Annotated in this window: 20 protein-coding genes and 1 tRNA gene; 12 read left to right on the top strand and 9 right to left on the bottom strand. The window is 70.8% G+C overall.

The features are described from left to right. Positions 1-5 precede the first annotated feature (5 nt). Positions 6-530: a hypothetical protein gene (locus tag GY24_RS17990; protein WP_233279130.1), complete on the bottom strand. Its 525-nt coding sequence runs from the start codon at positions 528-530 to the stop codon at positions 6-8. A gap of 10 nt (positions 531-540) precedes the next feature. Next, positions 541-2,283 (bottom strand): PspC domain-containing protein, encoded by a 1,743-nt coding sequence (locus tag GY24_RS17960; protein WP_202972895.1) that lies wholly within the window; start codon positions 2,281-2,283, stop codon positions 541-543. Positions 2,284-2,397: 114 nt separating this feature from the next. Here GY24_RS17960 and GY24_RS01190 point away from each other — a divergent pair, with 114 nt between their 5' ends. Continuing rightward, a complete protein-coding gene (locus GY24_RS01190; RefSeq protein ID WP_104473985.1) occupies positions 2,398-3,732 on the top strand; it encodes an ATP-binding protein in 1,335 nt (444 codons plus the stop codon). Continuing rightward, complete coding sequence (locus GY24_RS01195; RefSeq protein ID WP_083362243.1) at positions 3,710-4,420, top strand: LuxR C-terminal-related transcriptional regulator; 711 nt, start codon at positions 3,710-3,712, stop codon at positions 4,418-4,420. Before GY24_RS01190 ends, GY24_RS01195 begins: the two co-directional genes overlap by 23 nt. Positions 4,421-4,646: 226 nt before the next feature. On the opposite strand, the gene GY24_RS01200 is transcribed toward GY24_RS01195, so the two are convergent. The 4 genes from GY24_RS01200 to GY24_RS01215 all read right to left on the bottom strand — a co-directional run bounded on the left by GY24_RS01200 (position 4,647) and on the right by GY24_RS01215 (position 8,534). Next, positions 4,647-5,294 (bottom strand): response regulator, encoded by a 648-nt coding sequence (locus tag GY24_RS01200; protein WP_104473986.1) that lies wholly within the window; start codon positions 5,292-5,294, stop codon positions 4,647-4,649. Next, positions 5,291-6,649, bottom strand: coding sequence for a sensor histidine kinase (locus tag GY24_RS01205; RefSeq protein WP_161498655.1), 1,359 nt, complete (start codon positions 6,647-6,649; stop codon positions 5,291-5,293). Before GY24_RS01205 ends, GY24_RS01200 begins: the two co-directional genes overlap by 4 nt. 95 nt (positions 6,650-6,744) lie before the next feature. After that, positions 6,745-7,596, bottom strand: coding sequence for an ABC transporter permease (locus GY24_RS01210; RefSeq protein WP_104473988.1), 852 nt, complete (start codon positions 7,594-7,596; stop codon positions 6,745-6,747). Then, a complete protein-coding gene (locus GY24_RS01215) occupies positions 7,593-8,534 on the bottom strand; it encodes an ABC transporter ATP-binding protein (RefSeq protein ID WP_104473989.1) in 942 nt (313 codons plus the stop codon). Before GY24_RS01215 ends, GY24_RS01210 begins: the two co-directional genes overlap by 4 nt. A 264-nt stretch (positions 8,535-8,798) precedes the next feature. On the opposite strand from GY24_RS01215, the gene GY24_RS01220 reads away from it, so the two are divergent. Continuing rightward, positions 8,799-9,704, top strand: coding sequence for an ABC transporter substrate-binding protein (locus GY24_RS01220; RefSeq protein ID WP_104473990.1), 906 nt, complete (start codon positions 8,799-8,801; stop codon positions 9,702-9,704). 34 nt (positions 9,705-9,738) lie between these two features. Here the strand turns inward: GY24_RS01220 and GY24_RS01225 are convergent, their stop codons facing one another. Further along, entirely contained in the window at positions 9,739-10,500 is a 762-nt protein-coding gene (locus tag GY24_RS01225) for a LysE/ArgO family amino acid transporter (protein ID WP_162842914.1), read from the bottom strand. Positions 10,501-10,594: 94 nt separating this feature from the next. Here GY24_RS01225 and GY24_RS01230 point away from each other — a divergent pair, with 94 nt between their 5' ends. From GY24_RS01230 to GY24_RS01250, 5 genes are all read left to right on the top strand, one after another. Beyond that, entirely contained in the window at positions 10,595-11,518 is a 924-nt protein-coding gene (locus GY24_RS01230) for a LysR family transcriptional regulator ArgP (protein WP_104473991.1), read from the top strand. A gap of 34 nt (positions 11,519-11,552) precedes the next feature. Then, entirely contained in the window at positions 11,553-12,128 is a 576-nt protein-coding gene (locus GY24_RS01235) for a TetR/AcrR family transcriptional regulator (protein WP_104473992.1), read from the top strand. A 143-nt stretch (positions 12,129-12,271) separates the two neighbouring features. Next, a complete protein-coding gene (locus GY24_RS01240; protein WP_324778056.1) occupies positions 12,272-13,363 on the top strand; it encodes an ABC transporter permease in 1,092 nt (363 codons plus the stop codon). Then, positions 13,360-14,121 (top strand): ABC transporter ATP-binding protein, encoded by a 762-nt coding sequence (locus GY24_RS01245; protein ID WP_104473994.1) that lies wholly within the window; start codon positions 13,360-13,362, stop codon positions 14,119-14,121. The genes GY24_RS01240 and GY24_RS01245 overlap by 4 nt, the downstream gene beginning before the upstream one ends. Then, entirely contained in the window at positions 14,109-14,471 is a 363-nt protein-coding gene (locus GY24_RS01250; RefSeq protein ID WP_104473995.1) for a hypothetical protein, read from the top strand. Before GY24_RS01245 ends, GY24_RS01250 begins: the two co-directional genes overlap by 13 nt. Positions 14,472-14,692: 221 nt before the next feature. On the opposite strand, the gene GY24_RS01255 is transcribed toward GY24_RS01250, so the two are convergent. Continuing rightward, positions 14,693-15,895: a pyridoxal phosphate-dependent aminotransferase gene (locus GY24_RS01255; protein WP_104474020.1), complete on the bottom strand. Its 1,203-nt coding sequence runs from the start codon at positions 15,893-15,895 to the stop codon at positions 14,693-14,695. Between the two features lie 120 nt (positions 15,896-16,015). On the opposite strand from GY24_RS01255, the gene GY24_RS01260 reads away from it, so the two are divergent. Beyond that, a complete protein-coding gene (locus tag GY24_RS01260; protein WP_133161078.1) occupies positions 16,016-16,837 on the top strand; it encodes a Pr6Pr family membrane protein in 822 nt (273 codons plus the stop codon). Here the strand turns inward: GY24_RS01260 and GY24_RS01265 are convergent. Further along, a complete protein-coding gene (locus GY24_RS01265) occupies positions 16,779-18,311 on the bottom strand; it encodes a flavin monoamine oxidase family protein (RefSeq protein ID WP_104473997.1) in 1,533 nt (510 codons plus the stop codon). The genes GY24_RS01260 and GY24_RS01265 overlap by 59 nt on opposite strands. Positions 18,312-18,602: 291 nt before the next feature. Here GY24_RS01265 and GY24_RS01270 point away from each other — a divergent pair. The 3 genes from GY24_RS01270 to nusG all read left to right on the top strand — a co-directional run bounded on the left by GY24_RS01270 (position 18,603) and on the right by nusG (position 20,024). Next, positions 18,603-18,675 (top strand) — tRNA-Trp (locus GY24_RS01270). Positions 18,676-18,717: 42 nt separating this feature from the next. Continuing rightward, positions 18,718-18,993, top strand: a complete 276-nt coding sequence (secE, locus tag GY24_RS01275) for a preprotein translocase subunit SecE (protein ID WP_104473998.1) — start codon at positions 18,718-18,720, stop codon at positions 18,991-18,993. Positions 18,994-19,100: 107 nt separating this feature from the next. Next, positions 19,101-20,024, top strand: a complete 924-nt coding sequence (nusG, locus tag GY24_RS01280) for a transcription termination/antitermination protein NusG (protein WP_083362229.1) — start codon at positions 19,101-19,103, stop codon at positions 20,022-20,024. The last annotated feature ends 31 nt before the right edge of the window (positions 20,025-20,055 follow it).

Below are 20,055 nucleotides of genomic sequence, written 5' to 3' on the forward strand. Positions count from 1 at the left end.
GGGCGCTACGACCGGGCGAGGCGGCGCTGTGCGCGGCGCAGCAGTCCGACCAGGCCGAGGACGAGCACAAGCGCGCCGACGGCCAGCAGCCCGTAGAGCGTCACCGTCGTGGGGGAGAGCGAGACGGCCCAGGCGGCGAAGGCGTCGCGGCGCTCGGGGCTCAGCAGTGTGAGGAGCGTGCCGGCGGCGATCGCCGCGAACAGCAGCCCCCACACGATGGCCGCCCAACGGATGCGCGGCCCGGCGATGGGGCGCTGCTCCGCAGCGGCGCCGGGGGCGTCGTGCTGCCCGGGGGCCGCCCACGCGGCATCCGGCCCGGCAATCACGGTGTCCGCGTCGCCGCGGTTCTCGGCGAGCGGGGTCGTGAACAGCGGGGTGGTCAATGTCGCGGTCTCGGCGTCACCGATCACCTCGGCGACGATCACCTCGGTGCTAGTCAGGTCGGGGCTGGTCACGTCGGCGTTGATCACCTGGGTCACGGCATCCGCCGCCACCTGCTGCTCGGCCGTCGGCTTCTTGTTCGTGGTCATCGTGCTGGCCTCAGTCCGTGTACTCGGTGATGAAGATGGAACCGCTCGTCAGGGTGGCGTCGAGCGTCAGATCGGCGACGGGGCCGCCAGCGAAGCTGCCGACCCGCACGGTGTAGTCGCCGCCCGCGTTGGGGCGGGGCGTCGGGGCATCGACGACGTCGCCGGTGTCGTACGACTGCTGCAGGACGTGGACCCTCCGGCCCGGCTCCAGCTCGGCGCGCAACACCAGGGAGCTGTCCTTGTCGACGTAGATGTGCACATCCCCGGTCGCCTTGGTCAACACCAAGTTGCGGGGTGCGGCCGCCGCGTCGTTCGACTGGTTGTGAACCCAGACGACGAGGTCGCCCCACGGCTGCGTCATTGTCCCGAGCTGTTGGGTGTTGTTCACCCACGACCACGGGGCCAGGAGTTGCGTCTGCCGCGGCAGCATGGCGGTGCCGACGCCGATGAGCAGCAAGAGCATGGCGATGAAGGCGAGGAAGCCGCTGCGCCGGCGCATCGCACCGGCCACCACCATTGCGATGGCGGCCACGAGCGCCGCGACCAGCACGCCGATCGTGGCGGCGTAGTCGGCGTTCGCGGGGCTGGCCAGGGCGGCGATGGCGCTGCCTGCACCGGCGACGAGGGCCAGGCCGAGCGTGAAGAACACGGCGGCGGCGCTGGCGCGCGGGCGCTCCCGCTTGCGGGCACGGCGGTGCTCGCCGGCCTCCGCGGCGAACTGCAGGGAGCGGGCCTTGTTCTCGGCGGCCCACTGGGCGCGGGCGGCGCGGTTGGCGTCGGACTGCTCCTTGTTGAACCGCTCGCGCGCGGTGCGCCAGGCCTCGTGCTGCAGCTTCCACGCGGCCATCTCGTCGACCGAGGCCCCAGCACCGGGGGTGACGGGCTCACCCGTCGGTGGCAGGGTGTCCGCGACGGCAGGCGCCGTGGACGGGTGGGCGGCCTCGCGGGCGGCCTGGCGGGCGGCGAGGTGGGCGGCCGGGTGGCCGGTCGGGCCAGCGGCGGCGTCAGGGTCCCCCGACCCGACGCCGCCGCCGTTGGTGCTCGGAGCGGCGGTGGGGCTCGCGGAAGCCGTTCGCGAGGCAGACGCAGCACCCCCGCTCCGAGAGTCTTTCTTGTTGCGTCGCACGAGCCAGAACACGAAGGCGCCGACGCCGGCGAGCAGCGCGAGGTTGAAGAGCACGCCGATGGCGGAGGAGCCCGGCCATCCCCAGAAGAAGGCGCCGCCGAGCGAGAAGACGTTGAGGCCGGTGAGCAGTTGGGCCGCCGAGGAGAGCGGCAGGGCCAGGCCGACGAAGATCAGGATCGCGATGCCGGCGAGCGCCGGCTGCGGGTCGCCGCGCAGCAGGCGCTGCATCTGGATGCGGCCGTCCGTGTCCGGCAGCAGCAACCAGGCGACTCCGTAGAAGATGATCACGGGCGGGGCGAAGAGCGCCAGCACGAGGAAGATGCCGCGCACGATGATCGGGTCGATGCCGATCCGTGCGGCGATGCCCATGCAGACACCGCCGATCCAGCCGGGCTGGCGCTGCAGGCCGAGCCCGCGCAGCCAGGCGAAGAAGCCGTGCGGGGCGCCACCGAACTCGTCAGTCGGCTGCTGTGCGGAGCCCGGCTGGTGAGCGTGGCCGGACGTGCCGGACGTGCCGGGCTGACTGGGCGTGCCGGTGGCGGGGCCGGGCCCAGCTGCGGGGGCCGGTGCCGCGGCGTCGGAGTCAGCCTCGGAGCGCGGTGCAACGGGTGGGTGTTCGGTGGTCATGTATCGATCGTGCCGCCTGCCGGCATCCGCTCGCTATGGGGTGAATCCCTGAACGCACCCTGAGATCGGGCCCGGGCGTCAGCGAAGGACGCCCATCTCTGTTTGGATGCTTCTATGTCGACGAACGTGCAGGGTGCGCACGCGCCCGAGCCGGGTGCCGTTTCTGCGCGCCCGCCGGCCGCCGCACCGTCGGCCGCACCCTCGGTCGCCCCGCCGCCGCGCCCCCGCCTCTCTCGGCCGCGTTCGTGCATGGCGACAGGGGTGTCGGCCGGGCTGGCCACCCACCTCGGCTGGCCGGTGGGCGTGGTGCGGGCGATCTTCGTGGTGCTCGCCCTGTTCTCCGGCCTGGGCATCCTCCTCTACTTCTGGTTCTGGGCGTTCATGCCCTTCGAGGTGGCGACGAGCGAGTCCGACACCGTCACGCGCAGCGCGCCCGTCGGCTGGGGGCTGGTCGTGCTCTCCGCGCTCGCCGCAGGGCTCGCCCTGTACCTCGGGCGCAACAACTACTACTACGAGGCGTGGCCGTTCGCGGAGGTCGCGCCGCCGCTGCTCGCCGCGATCGCCCTGGCCGTCGCCGCCAGCTTCTGGGTCACCTTCGTCGACCGCATCGACCCGGAGCGCGGCCGGCGCACCGAGAAACTCGTGCGCACGGCGGTCACCGTCGTGCTCGGGGTGCTCGTGATCTCGGTGCTGTTCGGGCCGTTCGCCGCCCAGCGCAGCATCTACGCGATCGTCTACGCCCTGCTCTTGCTGCTCGGCATCGCGCTGGTGTTCGCCCCGGTGCTGCTGCGCCTGTGGCGCGAGCTCGGCGCCGAGCGCACCCGCCGCGTGCGCGAGGAGCAGCGCAGCGAGATCGCCGCGCACCTGCACGACTCGGTGCTGCAGACCCTCGCCCTCATCCAGAACCGGGCCGGGGCCTCCAGCGAGGTCGCCCGCATCGCCCGCGCCCAGGAACGGGAGCTGCGCAGTTGGCTGTTCGAGGCGGATGCCCCGGCCGACAGCGACCTGGCCACCGACCTGCGCGATTGGGCAGCCGCCCTCGAACTCGACTACCCGGTGCGGGTGGACGTCGTGGTCGTCGGCGAGTCCGGCGAGCGGGCCAGCGGCGAGATCGCGGCGGCCGCCCGGGAGGCCATGCTCAACGCAGCCAGGCACGCCGGCGGCGAGGTCTCGGTCTACATCGAGGGCACCGCGCACGCGGTCGAGGTGTTCGTGCGCGACCGCGGGCCGGGCTTCGCGGTGGCGGATGTCGCGGCCGACCGGCTCGGCGTGCGCGAATCGATCATCGGCCGCATGCGCCGCGCGGGCGGCAGCGCCACGGTGGGCGTCGGCGCGGGCGGAACAGGCACCGAGGTGCGGCTGCGCTTCGGCGCCCCGCTCACGAACGGCGCCAAGCCGGCGGCATCCGCCGAGCAGACGACACAGAATGGGGCAACAACAGGTGGCTGAACGCAGCGTGCGGGTGGTGATCGTGGACGACCACTCGATCTTCCGCTCCGGCCTCAAGGCGGATCTGGACGCCTCGATCGAGGTCGTCGGCGAGGCGCAGGACGTGGAGTCCGCCGTGCGCGTGGTCACCGCGACCGCGCCCGACGTGGTGCTGCTCGACGTGCACCTGCCGGACGGCGCGGTGGCGGCGGATGCGGCGACAGCCGTGGCGGCGGCGCCGAGCGGCGGTGCCGCGGTGATCGGGCAGGCGGCCCCGTTGGTTCCGGGCACCCGCTTCCTCGCGCTCAGCGTCTCGGACTCCGCCGAGGACGTCGTGGGCGTCATCCGCGCCGGGGCGCGCGGCTACATCACCAAGGGCAGCTCCGGGATCGACGTGAGCCGCGCCGTGCACGCCGTCGCCGGCGGGGACGCCGTGTTCTCGCCCCGGCTGGCCGGCTTCGTGCTCGACGCCTTCGGCGTGGTCAGCGGCGAGGTGGCCTCCACCGATGAGGAGCTCGACCGGCTCTCGGTGCGCGAGCAGGAGGTGATGCGGCTGATCGCCCGCGGCTACGCCTACAAGGAGGTCGCCAGCGAGCTGTTCATCTCGCCGAAGACGGTCGAGACCCACGTCTCGGCGGTGCTGCGCAAGCTGCAGCTCTCCAGCCGGCACGAGCTCACGGCGTGGGCCACGGCCCGCAAGCTCCTCTAGCCCGCGCCGCCCGCCGCCGGACGCCTGTTCCGCCCGCTCCCGCTCGTTGCGCCTGTCGTCCCGTTGGCTCGAGGGAGTCCTCCCTTTCCCGTTGGCTCGAGGGACCCCTTTTCCCCGTTGGCTCGAGGGAGCCCCTATTCCCGTTGGCTCGAGGGAGCTTGCGACCGAAGCCAACCCCCGCTGACGCCCTCCGGCCCGAGTCGACGCGGGGCATGGGAGCCGCGCGCTACAGCAGCCCCAGCTCCATCGCGCGGGTGACGGCACGCGTGCGGTCACCCACCTCGAGCTTCTCGAACACGTGCAGCAGGTGGGTCTTCACGGTGGCCTCGCCGATGAACAGCTCCGAAGCGATGCGCGGGTTGCTGCGCCCGGCCGCGACCAGGCGCAGCACCTCGAGCTCGCGCGGCGACAGTGCCGGGCCCGCGGATGCCGCAGCGCCCCCGCCGGCGGCATCCGCCCGCACCCGCTGCACCAGCTTCGCGGCGATCGACGGGGCCAGCACGGTCTCCCCGGCTGCGACGGCCCGCACCCCGGCCAGGATCTCCTCCTGCGGGGCGGCCTTCAACAGGTAGCCGCCGGCGCCGGCCTCGATCGCGCCGAGGATCAGCTCGTCGGTGTCGTAGGTGGTGAGGATGAGCACTCGGGGTGCACCGTCGCCCGCTCCCATGATCTGCGCGGTCGCCGCGACGCCGTCCAGAACCGGCATCCGCAGGTCCATCAGCACAAGGTCGGGCGTGAGCTGGGCGGCGAGCCGCACCGCCTCCGCGCCGTCGTGCGCCTCGCCGACCACCTCGATGTCGGCGGCGCCGCGCAGTAGCCCGACGATGCCGCTGCGCACGATCGGGTGGTCATCGGCCACGAGCACGCGGATCACCGCTGCACCTCCCCCTTCTTGCCGTCGAGACTGCGCGAAGTGCTGTTCAGCTCGCCCCGAACTACAAGTCGCGCAGTCTCGGCGAGGGAAGGGGCGAGGGGAGGGGCGAGGGGAGCGGGGTCGGGAGTGGGGGCGAGGGGGATGGCGACGGTGAGCCGGCTGCCGCGCGGCGACGCCTGCTCCAGCCGCACGGTTCCGCCGACGAGGGCGAGGCGCTCGGTCATCCCGGCGAGGCCGAAGCCCCCTCCCGCGCCGGCATCGGGGGAGCGGCTCGGCCCCACGCCGTCATCGTCCACGGTCAGCACGACCTGTTCTGGGCTGCGGCTGATGCCGACGGATGCCGTGCCCGCCCGCGCGTGCTTGCGCACGTTGGCGAGCGCCTCCTGTGCGCAGCGCAACAGCACCACGTCCAGCTCCGCGCCGAGGGCGCCAGACGCCCCGCCGCCCGCTGCTCCGGGCGCGAGTGCGGCCAGCTCGGTGTGCACCTGCACGCCGGTCTCCCGCTCGAAGCGCTCCGCCAGCCGGTGGAGCGCTTCGGCCAGCGTGGACTCCACCCGCACCGGCGCGATCGCGGCGACCAGGCCGCGGGCCTCGGTGAGCGCGTCCCTGGCCATCGACTCCATCAGCTCGACGTCGGCGCGGGCACCGGCCAAGGCAGAGACAGCGGCTGAGGCATCGGCAGGGTCGGCATCCGTCACCCGGGCCAGCGCGCTGCCCGTGCGCTGCGCCACCATGACCAGCCCGGTCAGGCTCTGAGCGATGGTGTCGTGGATCTCGCGGGCCAGACGGGCGCGCTCGCTGTCGACGCCGACCTCGCGGTTCGCCGCAGCCAGCTGGCCCTGCACCGCCATCAGCTCGTCGAGCAGCCTGGCCCGCTCGGCGCCGGAGCGCTCGATGCTCGTGATCCAAGCGCCGAGCGAGAGGCTGAACGCGACGGCGAGCACCGAGGCGCCGAGTCCGGTGAGGATTCCGCTCGGGCCGAAGAAGGCCCAGTAGCCCAGCGTGATCGGCACGATCGTGAGCACGTTCAACACAACGGCCTGCCGCGTGCTGCCGGAGAGCACCCAGAGGGAGGGGAACAGGATGATCTGCAAGAACGCGAAGGTCGGGTCGAAGGCGATCCCGACGCCGAGCGCCACGAGCAGCACCCCGGCGTAGAGCAGCCCGGGCAGCGCGCCGTCGCCGCCGATGTAGCGCCGCCCCCAGGAGAAGTAGCAGAGCAGCACGACGGCCAGCACGGCCAACACGCCCCACTCGCCGCCCGCGTCGGGCTGGTCCCACAGCACGGTGACCGCGATGAGCAGCGCCGCGACCGCGATCATCGCAGCATCCCACCACCGTCGAGACGTCATCATGCTCCTACTCTGGCACCTCGTGGGTGTCGCCAGCGCGCCGAGAGGGGCGGATGCCGGTTGCACCGGCATCCGCCCCACCGCTGCCGCGTGCGGCATCAGGCGTCGCGCCGGATCCAGCGGAACGTCAGCCGGCTGAGCACCAGCCCCACCACGAGCCAGCCGACGAGCACCAGCGCGACGAGGCCGAGGTCCCAGGCGCCGCTCGGCTCGAGCGCCTCGAAGCTCTCCGGCAGGAACACGGCGCGCATGCCCTGCGCCATCCACTTGAGCGGGAACAGGCTGGCCACGTTCTGCATCCACTCCGGCAGCTGGTTGAACTGCAGGTAGACGCCGGAGATGAACTGCAGGACGAGCACGATCGGGATCACCACGGCGGTGGCGCTCCTGCCCGAGCGGGGCACCGCCGAGAGAGCGATGCCGAGCAGGGCGGAGGTGATGATTCCGAGCAGGAACACCCAGGCGAAGGTGCCCCAGGCGGCGGGCTCGGTCGGCAGGGCGATGCCGAAGGCGAACACGGCGACCGCCAGCAGCAGGCCCACCTGCAGCGTGCCGGTGACCAGGGTCTGGCCGATCTTGCCGATGAAGTACGCGGTGGGGGAGAGCGGCGTGCCGCCGAGGCGCTTCAGCGTGCCGTCGCTCTTCTCGCCGGCGATGTCGACGGCGAGGTTCTGCACGCCGGAGAGCAGCATGCCGGCCGCGATCATGCCGGGCAGGTAGTAGGCGCCGACGCTGATGCCGCCCGTGCCGTCTGGCGCGGTGCCGATGTTGCCGGAGGCGCTGAACGCCGAGGTGAAAATGCCGAGCATGATCACCGGGAAGAGGAAGGTGAAGAAGACGGCGTCCGGCGAGCGGAAGTAGCTGCGCACCTCGTAGCCGATGCGGCTGATGCCGAGCGCGACGACTCCGGGGCGGGCGATGGTGGGCCGCTCTGCGGTGACGGTGCTCATGAGCGAACCTCCTGGCTGGTTGCGGTGCTGGGGGTGGCGGATGCCGCGGCGGCTCCGCCCGTGCTGGCGGCGTCGTGCGCCTTGACCAGCCCGAGGTAGATGTCTTCGAGGCTCGGCCGAATCACCTCGAGTTCGCGCGGCTCGCCGCCGAGCTCTGCGGTGATGGCGGCCACAGTGGCGGCCGGGTGCTCGCTCTGCACGGAGCGCGGGGCCCCGGAGGCGTCGCGCCAGCGGACAACCGGCACCCGGGCATCCGCCCCGCCGATCTCGTCGATGGCGCCGATCTCAATCAGCGTGCCGCCGGCGATGACACCGGCCCGGTCACTCAGCTGGGCGGCCTCGTCGAGGTAGTGGGTGGTGAGCAGGATGCTCGTCCCCTCTGCTTTGAGCTGCCGGATCAGCGTCCAGAAGTCTCGGCGCGACTCCGGGTCGAAGCCGGTCGTCGGCTCGTCGAGGAAGAGCAGCTCCGGCCGGCCGATGATGCCGAGGGCGACATCGACGCGGCGGCGCTGCCCGCCGCTCAGCTTGCTGATGCGGGTCTTCGCCTTGGCCTGCAGGCCAACGGCGGCGATCACCTCGTCGACGCTGCGCGGGTTCGGGTAGAAGCCGGCGAAGTGGCGCAACTGCTCGACCACGGTGGCGTTGCCGGTCTCGCCGGTCGACTGCAGCACGATGCCGAGCCGCGACTTCCAGTCGAGGCCGCCGCGGGTGGGGTCGATGCCGAGCACGCTGACGTCGCCGCCGCTGCGGGTGCGGTAGCCCTCGAGGATCTCGATCGTCGTCGACTTGCCTGCGCCGTTCGGCCCGAGCAGGGCGAAGGTCTCGCCGCGCTCGATGTCGAAGCTCACTCCGTCGACGGCGGCAAGGTCGCCGTAGCGCTTCTCCAGACCGCGCACCCGCACCACCGGGTCGTTGGGTGTTGCATTGCGTGTTGTCATGAACCCAGCCTGCTCGCCTCCCGGCGACCGCACCAGTGGTGGATCGGCTGATTCGGCATCCACCGATCGGTGGATGCCGCCGGGCGCCGTCTGGCGGTCACAGCTTCTCCCAGCGCGACTCGCCTAGACTCGAAGGGCACCCATCGGAGGGGCGCCCGCATGGGGCCATAGTCGTCTGTCTAGTACGACGTTCCGAGCTTCAGCGTGATCTCGCCGCTGGCGAGGACTGAGGCTCTTCTGACGTACTCGATTTAAGGATTTCCCATGCGCGCCCGCTATGTCCTCCCGCCGCTGTCCGTCGCCGCACTGCTGCTCACCGGCTGCGTCGACAACTCGCTGCCCGAGATGACGGGCGCGGACGCCCGGGTGGCCACCGTCACGATGAACGAGGAGGCGGCCGCGCTGTTGCCGGCGGATGTCGCCGGCTCCGGCGTGCTCACGATCGGCACCGCGCCCAACTACGCGCCCAACGAGTTCAAGAACAGTGATGGCGAGGCGGTCGGCTGGGACCTGGAGCTCGCCCGGGGTCTCGCCGCGGCGCTCGGCCTGGACTCCGTGGTGCACGACGCGAGCTTCGACAACATCGTCCCCTCCGTCCGCGGCGGCAAGTTCGACATCGGGGCGTCGTCCTTCACCGACACCGTCGAGCGCGAGAAGCAGCTCGATTTCGTGCACTACTACGACGCCGGAGTGCAGTGGGCTGCCCCGGCCGAGAGCAGCGTCGACCCGGAGGATGCCTGTGGGCTGAAGGTGGCGGTGCAGGCGACGACCTTCCAGGATACGACCGAGATCCCCGAGAAGAGCGCGGCCTGCGTCGCCGCGGGCAAACCGGCGATCGAGAAGATGCTGTTCGACAGCCAGGGCAATGCGATCAACGCGGTCGTGCTCGGCCAGGCCGACGCGTTCAGCGCCGACTCCCCGGTCGCGCTCTACGCCATCTCCAAGCTGAATGGCAAGCTGAAGCCGGTCGGGGAGACCTTCGACGTCGCCCCGTACGGCTTCGCCGTCGCGAAGGACTCCGGCATGGCCGAGGCGGTGCAGCTCGCGCTGCAGGGGATGATCGAGGACGGCAGCTACGGCGCGATCCTGGACGCCTGGGGAGTCGGGGCCGGCGGGCTCGAGCAGATCAGGATCAACGCGGCCGGAGCCGACGCAACCGCGACAGGCTAGGGCGGCGCCGGCGAGGGGGTGCGACGCCGGCCGGCTAGTGCGGCAGCACCAGCAGCACGCCGAGGGTGACCATCACCACGGCGATCACCGCGTCGAGCACGCGCCAGGCGCGGGGGGTGCCGAGCCAGCGGCCGAGGTAGCGCGCGCCGAAGCCGAGTGAGGTGAACCAGACGAGGCTCGCGATGATGGCGCCGGCGCCGAACAGCCAGCGGCCGGGGTCGCCGTGCCCGTTCGCGACGGAGCCGAGCAGGAACACGGTGTCGAGGTAGACGTGCGGGTTCAGCCAGGTGAGCGCGAACGCCGTCGCCAGTGCCGCTCCGAGGGTGCCCGCCCTGCCGGTGCCCGACGTTCTGGTGCCCGACGTTGCGGTACGTGCGGCGCGGATGGCCGTCGCGCTGCGCGTCCCGCCGGCCCCGCCCCCGGTTGCGGTGAGCTCGGCACCCTCCGCGGCGATGGATGCCTCGCCCGCGCTGCCCGCGGCATCCGCCAGCAGCCCGGTCCCGCCCGGTTTGAGCGCCCGCCGGGCGGCGAGCAGGCCGTAGCCGACGAGGAAGAGCGCCCCGGCCCAGCGGGCGACCGGCAGCAGCCAGGGCAGCTGGCCGAGCAGGGCGCCGATCCCGCTGATGCCGACCAGGATCAGCACGGCGTCGGAGACCGCGCAGAGGATGACGACGGCCAGCACGTGCTCGCGGCGGATGCCCTGGCGCAGCACGAACACGTTCTGCGCGCCGATCGCGATGATCAGGGAGAAGCCGAGGCCGATGCCGGCGAACAGGGGAGCGAGCGAAGGAGTCACGCTCCGACGCTAGGCGCTCACCACGAATCAATCCAGCTCATTTTCTTTACGTGACATGAGCAGAACTAATCTGGGGCTGCACTAGCCTGTCCCCATGCAACTGCACTCCGATCACCTGCGCACCCTCGCGGCCGTGCTCGACGAGGGCAGCTTTGACGCGGCCGCGCGCGCCCTCAGCGTCACTCCCTCCGCCGTGAGCCAGCGCATCAAGGCGCTCGAGCAGCAGCTGGGCCGGGTGCTGCTGGTGCGCTCGAAGCCGATCAGGGCCACGGCCTCCGGCGAGCTGGTGATGCGCCTGGCGCGCCAGTTCGACCAGCTCGAGCACGAGACGCTCGCGACGCTCGGCGTGGAGAGCGGCGCGCAGTCGCCGGTCACCGTGCCGCTCGCCGTCAACGCCGACTCGCTCGGCACCTGGATCCTGCCGGCCCTCGCCCAGCTCTCCCGCACCGAGCACGTGCGCTTCGACCTCTACCGCGAGGATCAGGCCCACACGGTGGCACTGCTCGAGGCCGGCACGGTGATGGCGGCCGTCACCTCCGCCGCCGAGCCCGTGCCCGGCTGCACTGTGCGCCCGCTCGGCGCGATGCAGTACCGGCCGATGGCCTCGCCCGGCTTTGCCGCCAGCTGGTTTCCGCAGGGCGTGAGCCTCGCGGCCCTCGCCGAGGCGCCGGTGGTCAACTTCGACCGGCGTGACGACCTGCAGCACGGGTACCTGGCGGCGCGGTTCCGCCGGCGCGGCCAGGGGGCGGATGCCGCTGCGGTCCCGCGTCCGCCGAGCCACTTCGTGCCGTCCTCCGCCGACTTCGCCACAGCCGTCGAGCTCGGCCTCGGCTGGGGCATGCTGCCGCCGCTTCAGGTGCAGCAGCGCGTGGCGTCCGGCGCCCTCGTCGACCTCGACCCGAGCGGCGGCGTCGACATCCCGCTGTACTGGCAGCAGTGGCGGCTCGCCTCCGGGCTGCTCAGCCGCGTGGCCGACGCCGTGGAGGCCGCCGCCCGCGCTGCGCTCCTGCCGGCCTGAGGCCCCACCGCACGGGCCCGGGCATAATGGGCGGATGCCGAAGATATCCAAGCCGACGGTCGCCGAACACCGCAGCGCCCAGCGCGCCGCACTCCTGTCGGCCGCCGAGGCGCTGCTGCTCGAGGGCGGTGTCGCCGGCGTGAACCCGCGGACGGTCGGCGAGCGGGCGGGCCTGGCCCGCTCCAGCTTCTACGACTACTTCCCCTCCAAGGACGACCTGCTCGCGGCCGTCGCCATGCGCGCGTTCGACGAGTGGGGTGCCGAGATCGATGAGGCCCTGCGCGGCACCGAGCCGGGCATCGACAGGCTCACCGCCTATGTGGCCGCCACGATGCGGATGACGGCGGACGGCCGGCACGCCATCGCCGCCGAACTGCGTGGCGAGGAGCTCTCCCCGAGCAAGCAGGAGGACATCAAGGCGCTCCATGATGCGCTGCTGGAGCCGGTGCGCACGGTGCTGGAGGATCTCGGCGTCCCGGATGCCGCGGCCCAGGCCTACCTGGTGCAGGGGCTGCTCAACACGGGCGTCCAGCTGGTGACCCACGGGATGTCGGCCGACGACGTCACCGCCAAGGTCATGGCGCTCCTCACCCGGGGGCTTCTCGTCTGAGGCGCTGATTTGGAGGCCCAGGCTTCTTGGTGACAGACTGTCGGTATCTTGCCGACACACTGTCGGAGTGTTCTGACCCCCAAGGAGTCTCCATGTTCCTAGCGCTGCGCGAACTCAGGTTCGCCAGAGGGCGCTTCGCACTCATGGGAATCGTGATCGCGCTGATCGCTGTTCTCGTGGTGCTGCTGTCCGGCCTCTCGACCGGCCTCGTCAACGACGGGGTCTCTGGCCTGAAGTCGATGCCGGCCACGGCGTTCGCCTTCGACGAGGGCACCATGACGGACAACGCCTTCAGCCGTTCCCTCGTCGATGACGAGCAACTCGAGTACTGGGCGCAGGCCGAGGGCATCGAGTCGGCTGAGCCGATGGGTGTGAGCATCGTCAACGGGACGAGTGATCAGGGCACGCAGGTCGACCTCACACTCTTCGGCGTCGAGCCCAGCGGGTTCCTCGCCCCTGAGCTCTCGGAGGGGAGTGGCCTCGGCGCGCCGGACGGCATCGTCGTCTCTGAGACCGCGCGGGCCGCCGGGCTCGAGGTCGGCAGTGTCGTCACCCTGGACCGAGTCGGGCTCGATCTCACCGTCGTGGGCTTCACCGCCGGGCAGGCGACCTTCGGCCACGTCGATGTCGCCTATCTGCCGATCGGCACGTGGCGTCTGATCGCGTCGAACACGGCCACGCCCGGTGTGCCGACAGAGGCCACGGTACTGGCCGCCGACTACCCGTACTCCAGCGTCGTGGCACTCCGGGCCGCCGCAGGCTCCTCGATCGACATCGAGGCGGGCGACGACGCAGCCGGCACCATGACGATGCTGCGCACGGAGGCCTTCAACGCCTCACCGGGCTACGAGGCGGAGACTCTGACGCTGAGCATGATCCAGGTGTTCCTCTACGCCATCTGCGCGCTCGTCGTCGGGGCCTTCTTCACCGTCTGGACCATCCAGCGCACCCACGAGATCGCCGTGCTGCGCGCCGTGGGCGCGTCGAGCGGATACCTGCTGCGGGACGGACTCGCCCAGGCCGCCATGCTCCTCGTCGGCTTCACCGCGATCGGCGTTGCAGCAGGGGTCGGCCTCGGCGCCATCATGCCGGAGGCCATGCCCTTCGAGCTGGAGGCGGCCCCCGTGGCCTTCGCCTCGCTGCTCACCATCGCACTCGGGCTCCTGGGCGCCGCCGTCGCGGTGCTCCGAATTGCCCGCGTCGACCCGATCACCGCCCTCGGAGGCCAACGATGACGACACACACCGTGAACACTGCTCTCACCAACACAGCCCCCACGAGCACCCCGGCGCTGGAGATCACCGACGCCGTGCTCGAGCTGGGTGACGGCGACGGCCGGGTGCGTGCGCTCGACTCCGTCTCGCTCCGCGTGCAGCCCGGCGAGTTCGTGGCCGTCGTCGGCCCGTCCGGCTCCGGCAAGTCCTCTCTGCTCGCCATCGCGGGGGCGCTGGGCAAGCCGGACTCCGGGTCCGTGCGTGTGCACGGCACCGACCTGGCCAGCCTCAACCGGGCTGCCGCGGCCCGCTTCCGCCTGCGGAACATCGGCTTCGTCTTCCAGTCCGGCAACCTGATCCCCGCGCTGAGCGCCGCAGACCAGCTGCGGCTCGTGGCGCGCCTGGCGGGCAACCGTGTGGTCGAGCCGGAGGCGCTGCTGGCCGAGCTGGGGATGGCGCACCGGGCGGGCCACCGGCCCGGGCAGCTCTCCGGCGGAGAGCGGCAACGGGTCGGCATCGCCCGCGCACTCGTGAACAACCCATCCCTGCTGCTCGTCGACGAGCCGACGGCCGCCCTGGACAGGGATCGGAGCCAGGAGGTCGTCGCGATCCTCGCCGAACGGGCCAAGCGCTCCGCTGTCGCGGTTGTGATGGTCACCCACGACCGCGACGTGCTCGGTCACTGTGACCGTGTGCTCGAGATGGTCGACGGCCAGCTCAGCGAGCTCTCCGCAGCAGCGATGGGATCGGGAACGGGGCAGTCCTCATGGAACTCCTGAAGAACATCATCCTCGCCGTGCACATCATCGGCGTGGCGAGCCTGCTGGGCGGGGCGCTCGTGCAGATGCCCGGCGCGCGGCGGGGCGAGTCCCGCATCATCCCGGCGATCAGGCACGGCGCCTGGACGATGCTGGCCACCGGTGTGCTGCTCGTCGGCCTGCAGTACCCGCTCGGCAACGAGGTCAACAACGTCAAGATCACGGCGAAGCTGGCCGTCCTGCTCGCGATCATCGTCGTCATGCTGCTCAATCGCCGCCGCGAGACGCTCGCCCGCTGGGTGATTCCGACGCTGGCCGGCCTGACCGTTGCCAACGTCGTGATGGCCACGGCCTGGACCGCATACCGCTAGCGTTTCGGGCCCCGCACGGGGCCTCAACACCAAGTGGGGCCAGATTCAAAGAATCTGGCCCCACTTTTCGTTGTCACCGCCGCGCCGCGGATGCCGCGGCATCCCACCCCCGCCCCACAACCACCTCGAGACTGCGCGACTTGTAGTTCAACTGGCTGTGAACTACAAGTCGCGCAGTCTCGATGAAGGAGGAGAGGGAGGAGGGGGAGGAGAGGCGCCGCCTAGACGGCGAAGAGGCGCTGCAGGCGCTGCACGCCCTCGAGCAGCGGGGCGTCGCCGAGCGCGTAGCTCAGGCGCACGAAGCCGCTCGGGCCGAACGCCTCACCGGGCACGACGGCGACCTCGGCCTTGTCCAGGATCAGGTCGGCCAGCTCGAGCGAGGTGGTCGGCGTGACGCCGGCCCACTCCCGGTTCAGCAGCCCGGTGACATCCGGGTACACGTAGAAGGCGCCCTCCGGCGTCGGCACGTTCATGCCCTCGATCTTCGACAGCTCCGACACGATCAGCTTGCGGCGGCGGTCGAAGGCGGTGCGCATCTCGGTGACGGCGTCCTGCGGGCCGGTCAGGGCCTCGATGGCGGCGCGCTGCGAGATGTTGGAGACGTTCGAGCTCAGGTGCGACTGCAGGTTGGCCGCGCCCTTGATGGCGTCGGCAGGGCCGACCATCCAGCCCACGCGCCAGCCGGTCATGGCGTAGGTCTTGGCGACGCCGTTGACCAGGATGGTGCGGTCGGCGAGCTCCGGCACGGCCTCGACGATCGAGACGGCCTTGACGCCGTCGTAGGTGAGGTTCTGGTAGATCTCGTCGCTGATGACCCAGAGGCCGTTCTCCAGCGCCCACTCGCCGATGGCCTTGGTCTGCTCGGGGGAGTAGACGGAGCCGGTCGGGTTGGACGGCGAGACGAAGAGCAGCACCTTGGTGCGCGGGGTGCGCGCCGCTTCCAGCTGCTCGACGGTGACGAGGTAGTTCTGGTCGCTGCCGGCGAAGACGTCGACCTGGCGGCCACCGGCCAGCTTGATGGCCTCGGGGTAGGTGGTCCAGTACGGCGTCGGCACGAGAACCTCGTCGCCCGGGTCGAGCAGCGTCTGGAACGCCTGGTAGACGGCCTGCTTGCCGCCGTTGGTGACGATCACCTGGCTGGGGGAGACCTCGAGGCCCGAGTCGCGCAGCGTCTTCGCTGCAATCGCCTCGCGCAGCTCCGGCAGTCCGGCGGCCGGGGTGTAGCGGTAGTTCTTGGGATCGCGCACGGCGGCCAGCGCGGCCTCGACGATGTGCGCCGGGGTGGCGAAGTCGGGCTCGCCGGCGGCATAACTGATCACCGGGCGGCCCTCCGCCTGAAGGGCCTTGGCCTTGCCGTCAACCTTGAGGGTCGCCGATTCGGCGATTGCGGCGATACGGGCTGAGATACGCGTAGTTTCGGTCACGGTCACAGCCTAAACGGTGCTCCATGCGCCGCGCCTCATGTGACACCCTGCGCCGTCGCGGATGCCGCGCACGCCCGGCCCGGAATCGGCCCAACAGCCGGCACGGCGTAGCGTGGAGGCATGCACCGCCGTGCCCCCGAGTCCGCCACCCCCGCACGGGGCCAACAGACTCCCGCGGCGCCACAAGCGGCCTCGGCGGGCCAGGGCGGCGCGCTCGAGCGGGGCGCCGCGCGCCCGCGCCCGTTGCGGGTCGGGCTCGGCGTGTACCGGCTCGCCCTGGCCGGCCTCGAGCTGCTCGCGCTGTTCGGCAACTTCAACTACGTGCTCGGCTTCTCGTCTTTCGCGACGAACAACTTCTTCAGCTACTTCACCATCCAGTCGGCGATGCTGGCCGTCGTCATGCTGATCGCGGGCGGCATCGCGGCCCTGTTGCGCGAGCGCGACCCGCACTGGCTCAGCATCATGCGCACGGTGGTGATGTGTTACCTGCTGGTCTCCGGCATCGTCTTCGCCGTGATCGTCGCTCAGGCCTCGACCCGGGCGTACCGGGTCGACGTGCCCTGGTCAGACACGCTGCTGCACTTCGTCGTGCCCGCGCTGGCGCTGGTGGGCTGGTTCGTCGATGCAGTGATCAGCCCCCGCAGCGACCCGATGCCGTGGTCGACGCTCGGCTGGGTGCTGCCGTTCCCGGTGGCGTGGCTCATCTTCACGCTGATCCGCGGGGCGGATGTCGGCTGGTACCCGTACTTCTTCCTCGACCCGGCGCAGGTCGGCGGGGCGCTGGGGATCGCCTTCTACTGCCTGCTCGTGCTCGGCATCTTCCTCGGTGTCGCCGCGATGCTGGTCGCGGTCAGCCGCCGCATCACGGCGCGGGCGACGAAGCTCAGGGAGCGCCTGCTCCGGGAGCAAACGGGGCAAGTGCCGCCAGCACCCGCGCGCTGAACTCCTCGTCGGAGAGTGCTCCGAGCTCGGCCGCGAACTCGGCGGCAATCGTTCCGACCAGCACGGGCGAGCCGGTGAGCGGGGAGAGGTTGGTCCAGTAGGCGATGGGGCTGCGCTCCGGCTCCGGCACCGGGGTGGCGTCGGGAAGCGCGCCGGATGGCTCATCGGATGCCGTTGTGGGCGGCGTGGTGCCATCCTCCGACGCGATGACCGGCCCGATCGTGCTGAGCATCGTGGCATCCGTCGCCCAGAACGCCTCGTCGAACTGCAGCCAGACGGTGTCGACCGTGCCCATGCCGAGCTCGCCGATCGCGTCGAGCTTCCAGCTGGGCAGTGCGGGCTCGAACAGCGTGGTGTCCTGTTGCAGCACGCCGAGGGGGATTGTCACGAGCACGCGGTCGGTGCGGAGCGATTCGCCGTGCGCCAGGCGCAGGCTCACACCGGTGTCGTCCCACATGATGGTCGCGACGGGGCTGCCCACCAGCACATCGAGGCCGTCGGCCAGCGAGCTGATCAGGCCGCCGAGGCCCTGCGCCGAACCGGTCACGATCTCGGTCATCGACGCGGCCCTGGCCAGCAGCGGGTCGAGCTGCTGGGCGGAGACCAGGTCTGCGGATGCCCCGGCCGCCGGTTGCAGCACGGTGGTGAGCTCGTGCCCGAGCCAATCGATCGGGGCAACCCCGTTCGCGTCGGGCTCGGTGCCGAGCGCGGCAGCCACGCCGGACTCGGTCAGCGCCTCGGCGACGGAGCTGTCCGGCTCGTGGCCCGATGCCCACTCGCCCGCCGAGGCGAGCGCCTTGCTGCCCGTGTCGGACGGGCCGACGACGGTGCCGGCGCCGGTGCGCACCTCGGGGGTGCGGGCGAATGGCTGGGTGCCGACGCCGGCGAGGGCCAGCTGGCCGGCGAGCATGCTGGAGGAATCGCTGAGGAAGAGCGGGCCGAGCTCGACGGGCACGGGCCAGTGGTCGTCGACCATGCTCTGGATGCGGCCGCCGAGGCGATCGCGGGCCTCCACCACGACGACGTCGAAGCCGGACTCGCGCAGCGCCCGAGCGGCGGTGAGCCCGGCGATGCCGGCGCCGATGACCGCGATGCGCTCGCCGCGCTCCGCGACATCCGAGATGTCGAGCGCCGCACGCACGCCGGAGCCCTGGGCGCCCTGTACGGTGCCCGGGAAGTCGCTGGCCGTGGCCTCGCCGGCGAAGAACAACCGGTCGTCGAGCGAGCGCCGCAGCTGCACGCGCTGCTCGTCGGTGTTGTCGACGCGGGGGTAGCTGAACGCGCCGCGCGCGAAGGGATCGGTGCCCCAGTTGGAGCGCTGCAGCCGGATCGGCTGGGGCACGCCGGTGGGCAGTGGGGGCGCGGGAGTGCGCGTCGGGGTTGGCGTCGGGCTCGGCGGGGCCGGGGTGCAGGCGGTGAGCGCCAGCAGCGTGATGGCCGAGGCGGAGCCGATCAGAAAGTCACGACGTTTCATCGTTGCGCCGGTGGCGCGCCCCTTTCTTCCGCCCGGAGTTCGGCCCGTTTTACCAGACGGCCGTGATCAACGGTACTCCACGGGCCCGCATCCGCTCAGCTTTACAGGCTCGCCGCTGTGACCTACACTTGGTCGAGGTTGTTGAATCCGCCAAGCTTTTTTGCGCCTATTTTCGTGCTGAAACTCTGTTTCGGGTGCGGAGGAGTGCGCGGGCCAGGCGGACGAGACCGGTAGAATGTCTCAAGTGGGGTGCTCGCAGAGATGCGGGTGTAACACTGAAGGCAAGCCCTTAGGGCGGTGGCTCAATTGGTAGAGCAGCGGTCTCCAAAACCGCAGGTTGCAGGTTCGAGTCCTGTCCGCCCTGCAAGTCGGTGTGCATGCGCCGGCCCACGAAAGGTGTAATCAGGTGGCCCGAAAAGTTATCGACGAACCCGGTGAGGATGTCGTCGCGAACGCCAAGAAAGACCGCGAGATCAAGCGCGGACCTTTCGCGCGGGTCAGCCTCTTTATCAAGCAGGTCCTGACTGAGCTCAAGAAGGTCGTCACCCCGACCCGCAAGGAACTGCTCAGCTACACCGGCGTCGTGCTGGTGTTCGTCGCCATCATGATGGCTCTGGTGTACGCCATGGACTGGGTGTTCGCACTCGGCGTGACGTGGGTCTTCGGTACTCCAGCGGGATAGTTCCACTGGATGCCGGATTCGGTTTTCGCGGCGAATGCGCCCAGATGCGCATCACGGAAACCAAGCGGCAACAGCGAACAACGCAATACACGAAGGATTGAGATTTAGTGTCTAAGACTGAGTACGAAGACGCCGACTGGGCGACCGCTGCAGAGCAGTCCGCTGAGGAGGACGAGGCCCAGGAGGGCAACATCCTCGCCGAGGCCGAAGAGTCTGTCGAGCCCGCTGAGCACATCGCCGTACACGTTCTCGATGAGAACGAGGTTGCGGTCGATCTGGATGCCGCCCTCGACGCGCTCGTCGAGTCGAGCGACCCCGAGGCCGACGCCGTCGTGGACGACGCACTCGACATTGATTCCGCCGATGAGGCCGAGGCCGCCGTTGAGGCCGTCGAGGACGAAGAAGCCGAGGCAGACCCGTACGAGGAGTTCCGCCAGGACCTCCGCTTCCTGCCGGGCAAGTGGTACGTCATCCACTCCTACGCCGGCTTCGAGCGCCGCGTGAAGCAGAACATCGAGAACCGCAAGGCGTCGATGGCCATGGAAGATTACATCTACCAGGTCGAGGTCCCGATGGAAGATGTCGTCGAGATCAAGAACGGCCAGCGCAAGATGGTCACCCGTGTGCGCATCCCCGGCTACGTGCTGGTGCGCATGGACCTCAACGAGGACAGCTGGTCTGTCGTGCGCCACACCCCCGGTGTGACCGGCTTCGTCGGCAACGCGCACAACCCGACGCCGCTGCGTTTCGAAGAGGCCTTCGGCATGCTGAAGAGCCTCGTCGAGATCAAGGACGTCCCGGCTGCCAAGGGCGGCAAGGGCGGCGCGGTCAAGGGCGCGCAGCGCGTGCTGCAGGCCGAGGTCGACTTCGAGATCGGCGAGACCATCACGATCAAGGAGGGCTCGTTCGCGGGTCTTCCCGGATCGATCAGCGAGATCAAGCCGGAGAGCGGCAAGCTCATCGTGCTCGTCTCCCTGTTCGAGCGTGAGACGCCGGTCGAGCTCAGCTTCGACCAGGTCACCAAGCTCTAGCCACACCAGAGCAACCCACAGATTTCCAGCC

The organism is Microterricola pindariensis, from assembly GCF_002936985.1.
GTDB classification, from domain to species: Bacteria; Actinomycetota; Actinomycetes; order Actinomycetales; family Microbacteriaceae; genus Microterricola; species Microterricola pindariensis.

Excerpts from the sequence above, each read along its gene's own strand:
- GY24_RS17990 (WP_233279130.1), bottom strand. The coding sequence starts at position 530 with ATGACCACGAACAAGAAGCCGACGGCCGAGCAGCAGGTGGCGGCGGAT.
- GY24_RS17960 (WP_202972895.1), bottom strand. The coding sequence starts at position 2,283 with ATGACCACCGAACACCCACCCGTTGCACCGCGCTCCGAGGCTGACTCC.
- GY24_RS01190 (WP_104473985.1), top strand. The coding sequence starts at position 2,398 with ATGTCGACGAACGTGCAGGGTGCGCACGCGCCCGAGCCGGGTGCCGTT.
- GY24_RS01195 (WP_083362243.1), top strand. The coding sequence starts at position 3,710 with ATGGGGCAACAACAGGTGGCTGAACGCAGCGTGCGGGTGGTGATCGTG.
- GY24_RS01205 (WP_161498655.1), bottom strand. The coding sequence starts at position 6,649 with ATGATGACGTCTCGACGGTGGTGGGATGCTGCGATGATCGCGGTCGCG.
- GY24_RS01210 (WP_104473988.1), bottom strand. The coding sequence starts at position 7,596 with ATGAGCACCGTCACCGCAGAGCGGCCCACCATCGCCCGCCCCGGAGTC.
- GY24_RS01215 (WP_104473989.1), bottom strand. The coding sequence starts at position 8,534 with ATGACAACACGCAATGCAACACCCAACGACCCGGTGGTGCGGGTGCGC.
- GY24_RS01220 (WP_104473990.1), top strand. The coding sequence starts at position 8,799 with ATGCGCGCCCGCTATGTCCTCCCGCCGCTGTCCGTCGCCGCACTGCTG.
- GY24_RS01230 (WP_104473991.1), top strand. The coding sequence starts at position 10,595 with ATGCAACTGCACTCCGATCACCTGCGCACCCTCGCGGCCGTGCTCGAC.
- GY24_RS01235 (WP_104473992.1), top strand. The coding sequence starts at position 11,553 with ATGCCGAAGATATCCAAGCCGACGGTCGCCGAACACCGCAGCGCCCAG.
- GY24_RS01240 (WP_324778056.1), top strand. The coding sequence starts at position 12,272 with ATGGGAATCGTGATCGCGCTGATCGCTGTTCTCGTGGTGCTGCTGTCC.
- GY24_RS01245 (WP_104473994.1), top strand. The coding sequence starts at position 13,360 with ATGACGACACACACCGTGAACACTGCTCTCACCAACACAGCCCCCACG.
- GY24_RS01250 (WP_104473995.1), top strand. The coding sequence starts at position 14,109 with ATGGAACTCCTGAAGAACATCATCCTCGCCGTGCACATCATCGGCGTG.
- GY24_RS01260 (WP_133161078.1), top strand. The coding sequence starts at position 16,016 with ATGCACCGCCGTGCCCCCGAGTCCGCCACCCCCGCACGGGGCCAACAG.
- GY24_RS01265 (WP_104473997.1), bottom strand. The coding sequence starts at position 18,311 with ATGAAACGTCGTGACTTTCTGATCGGCTCCGCCTCGGCCATCACGCTG.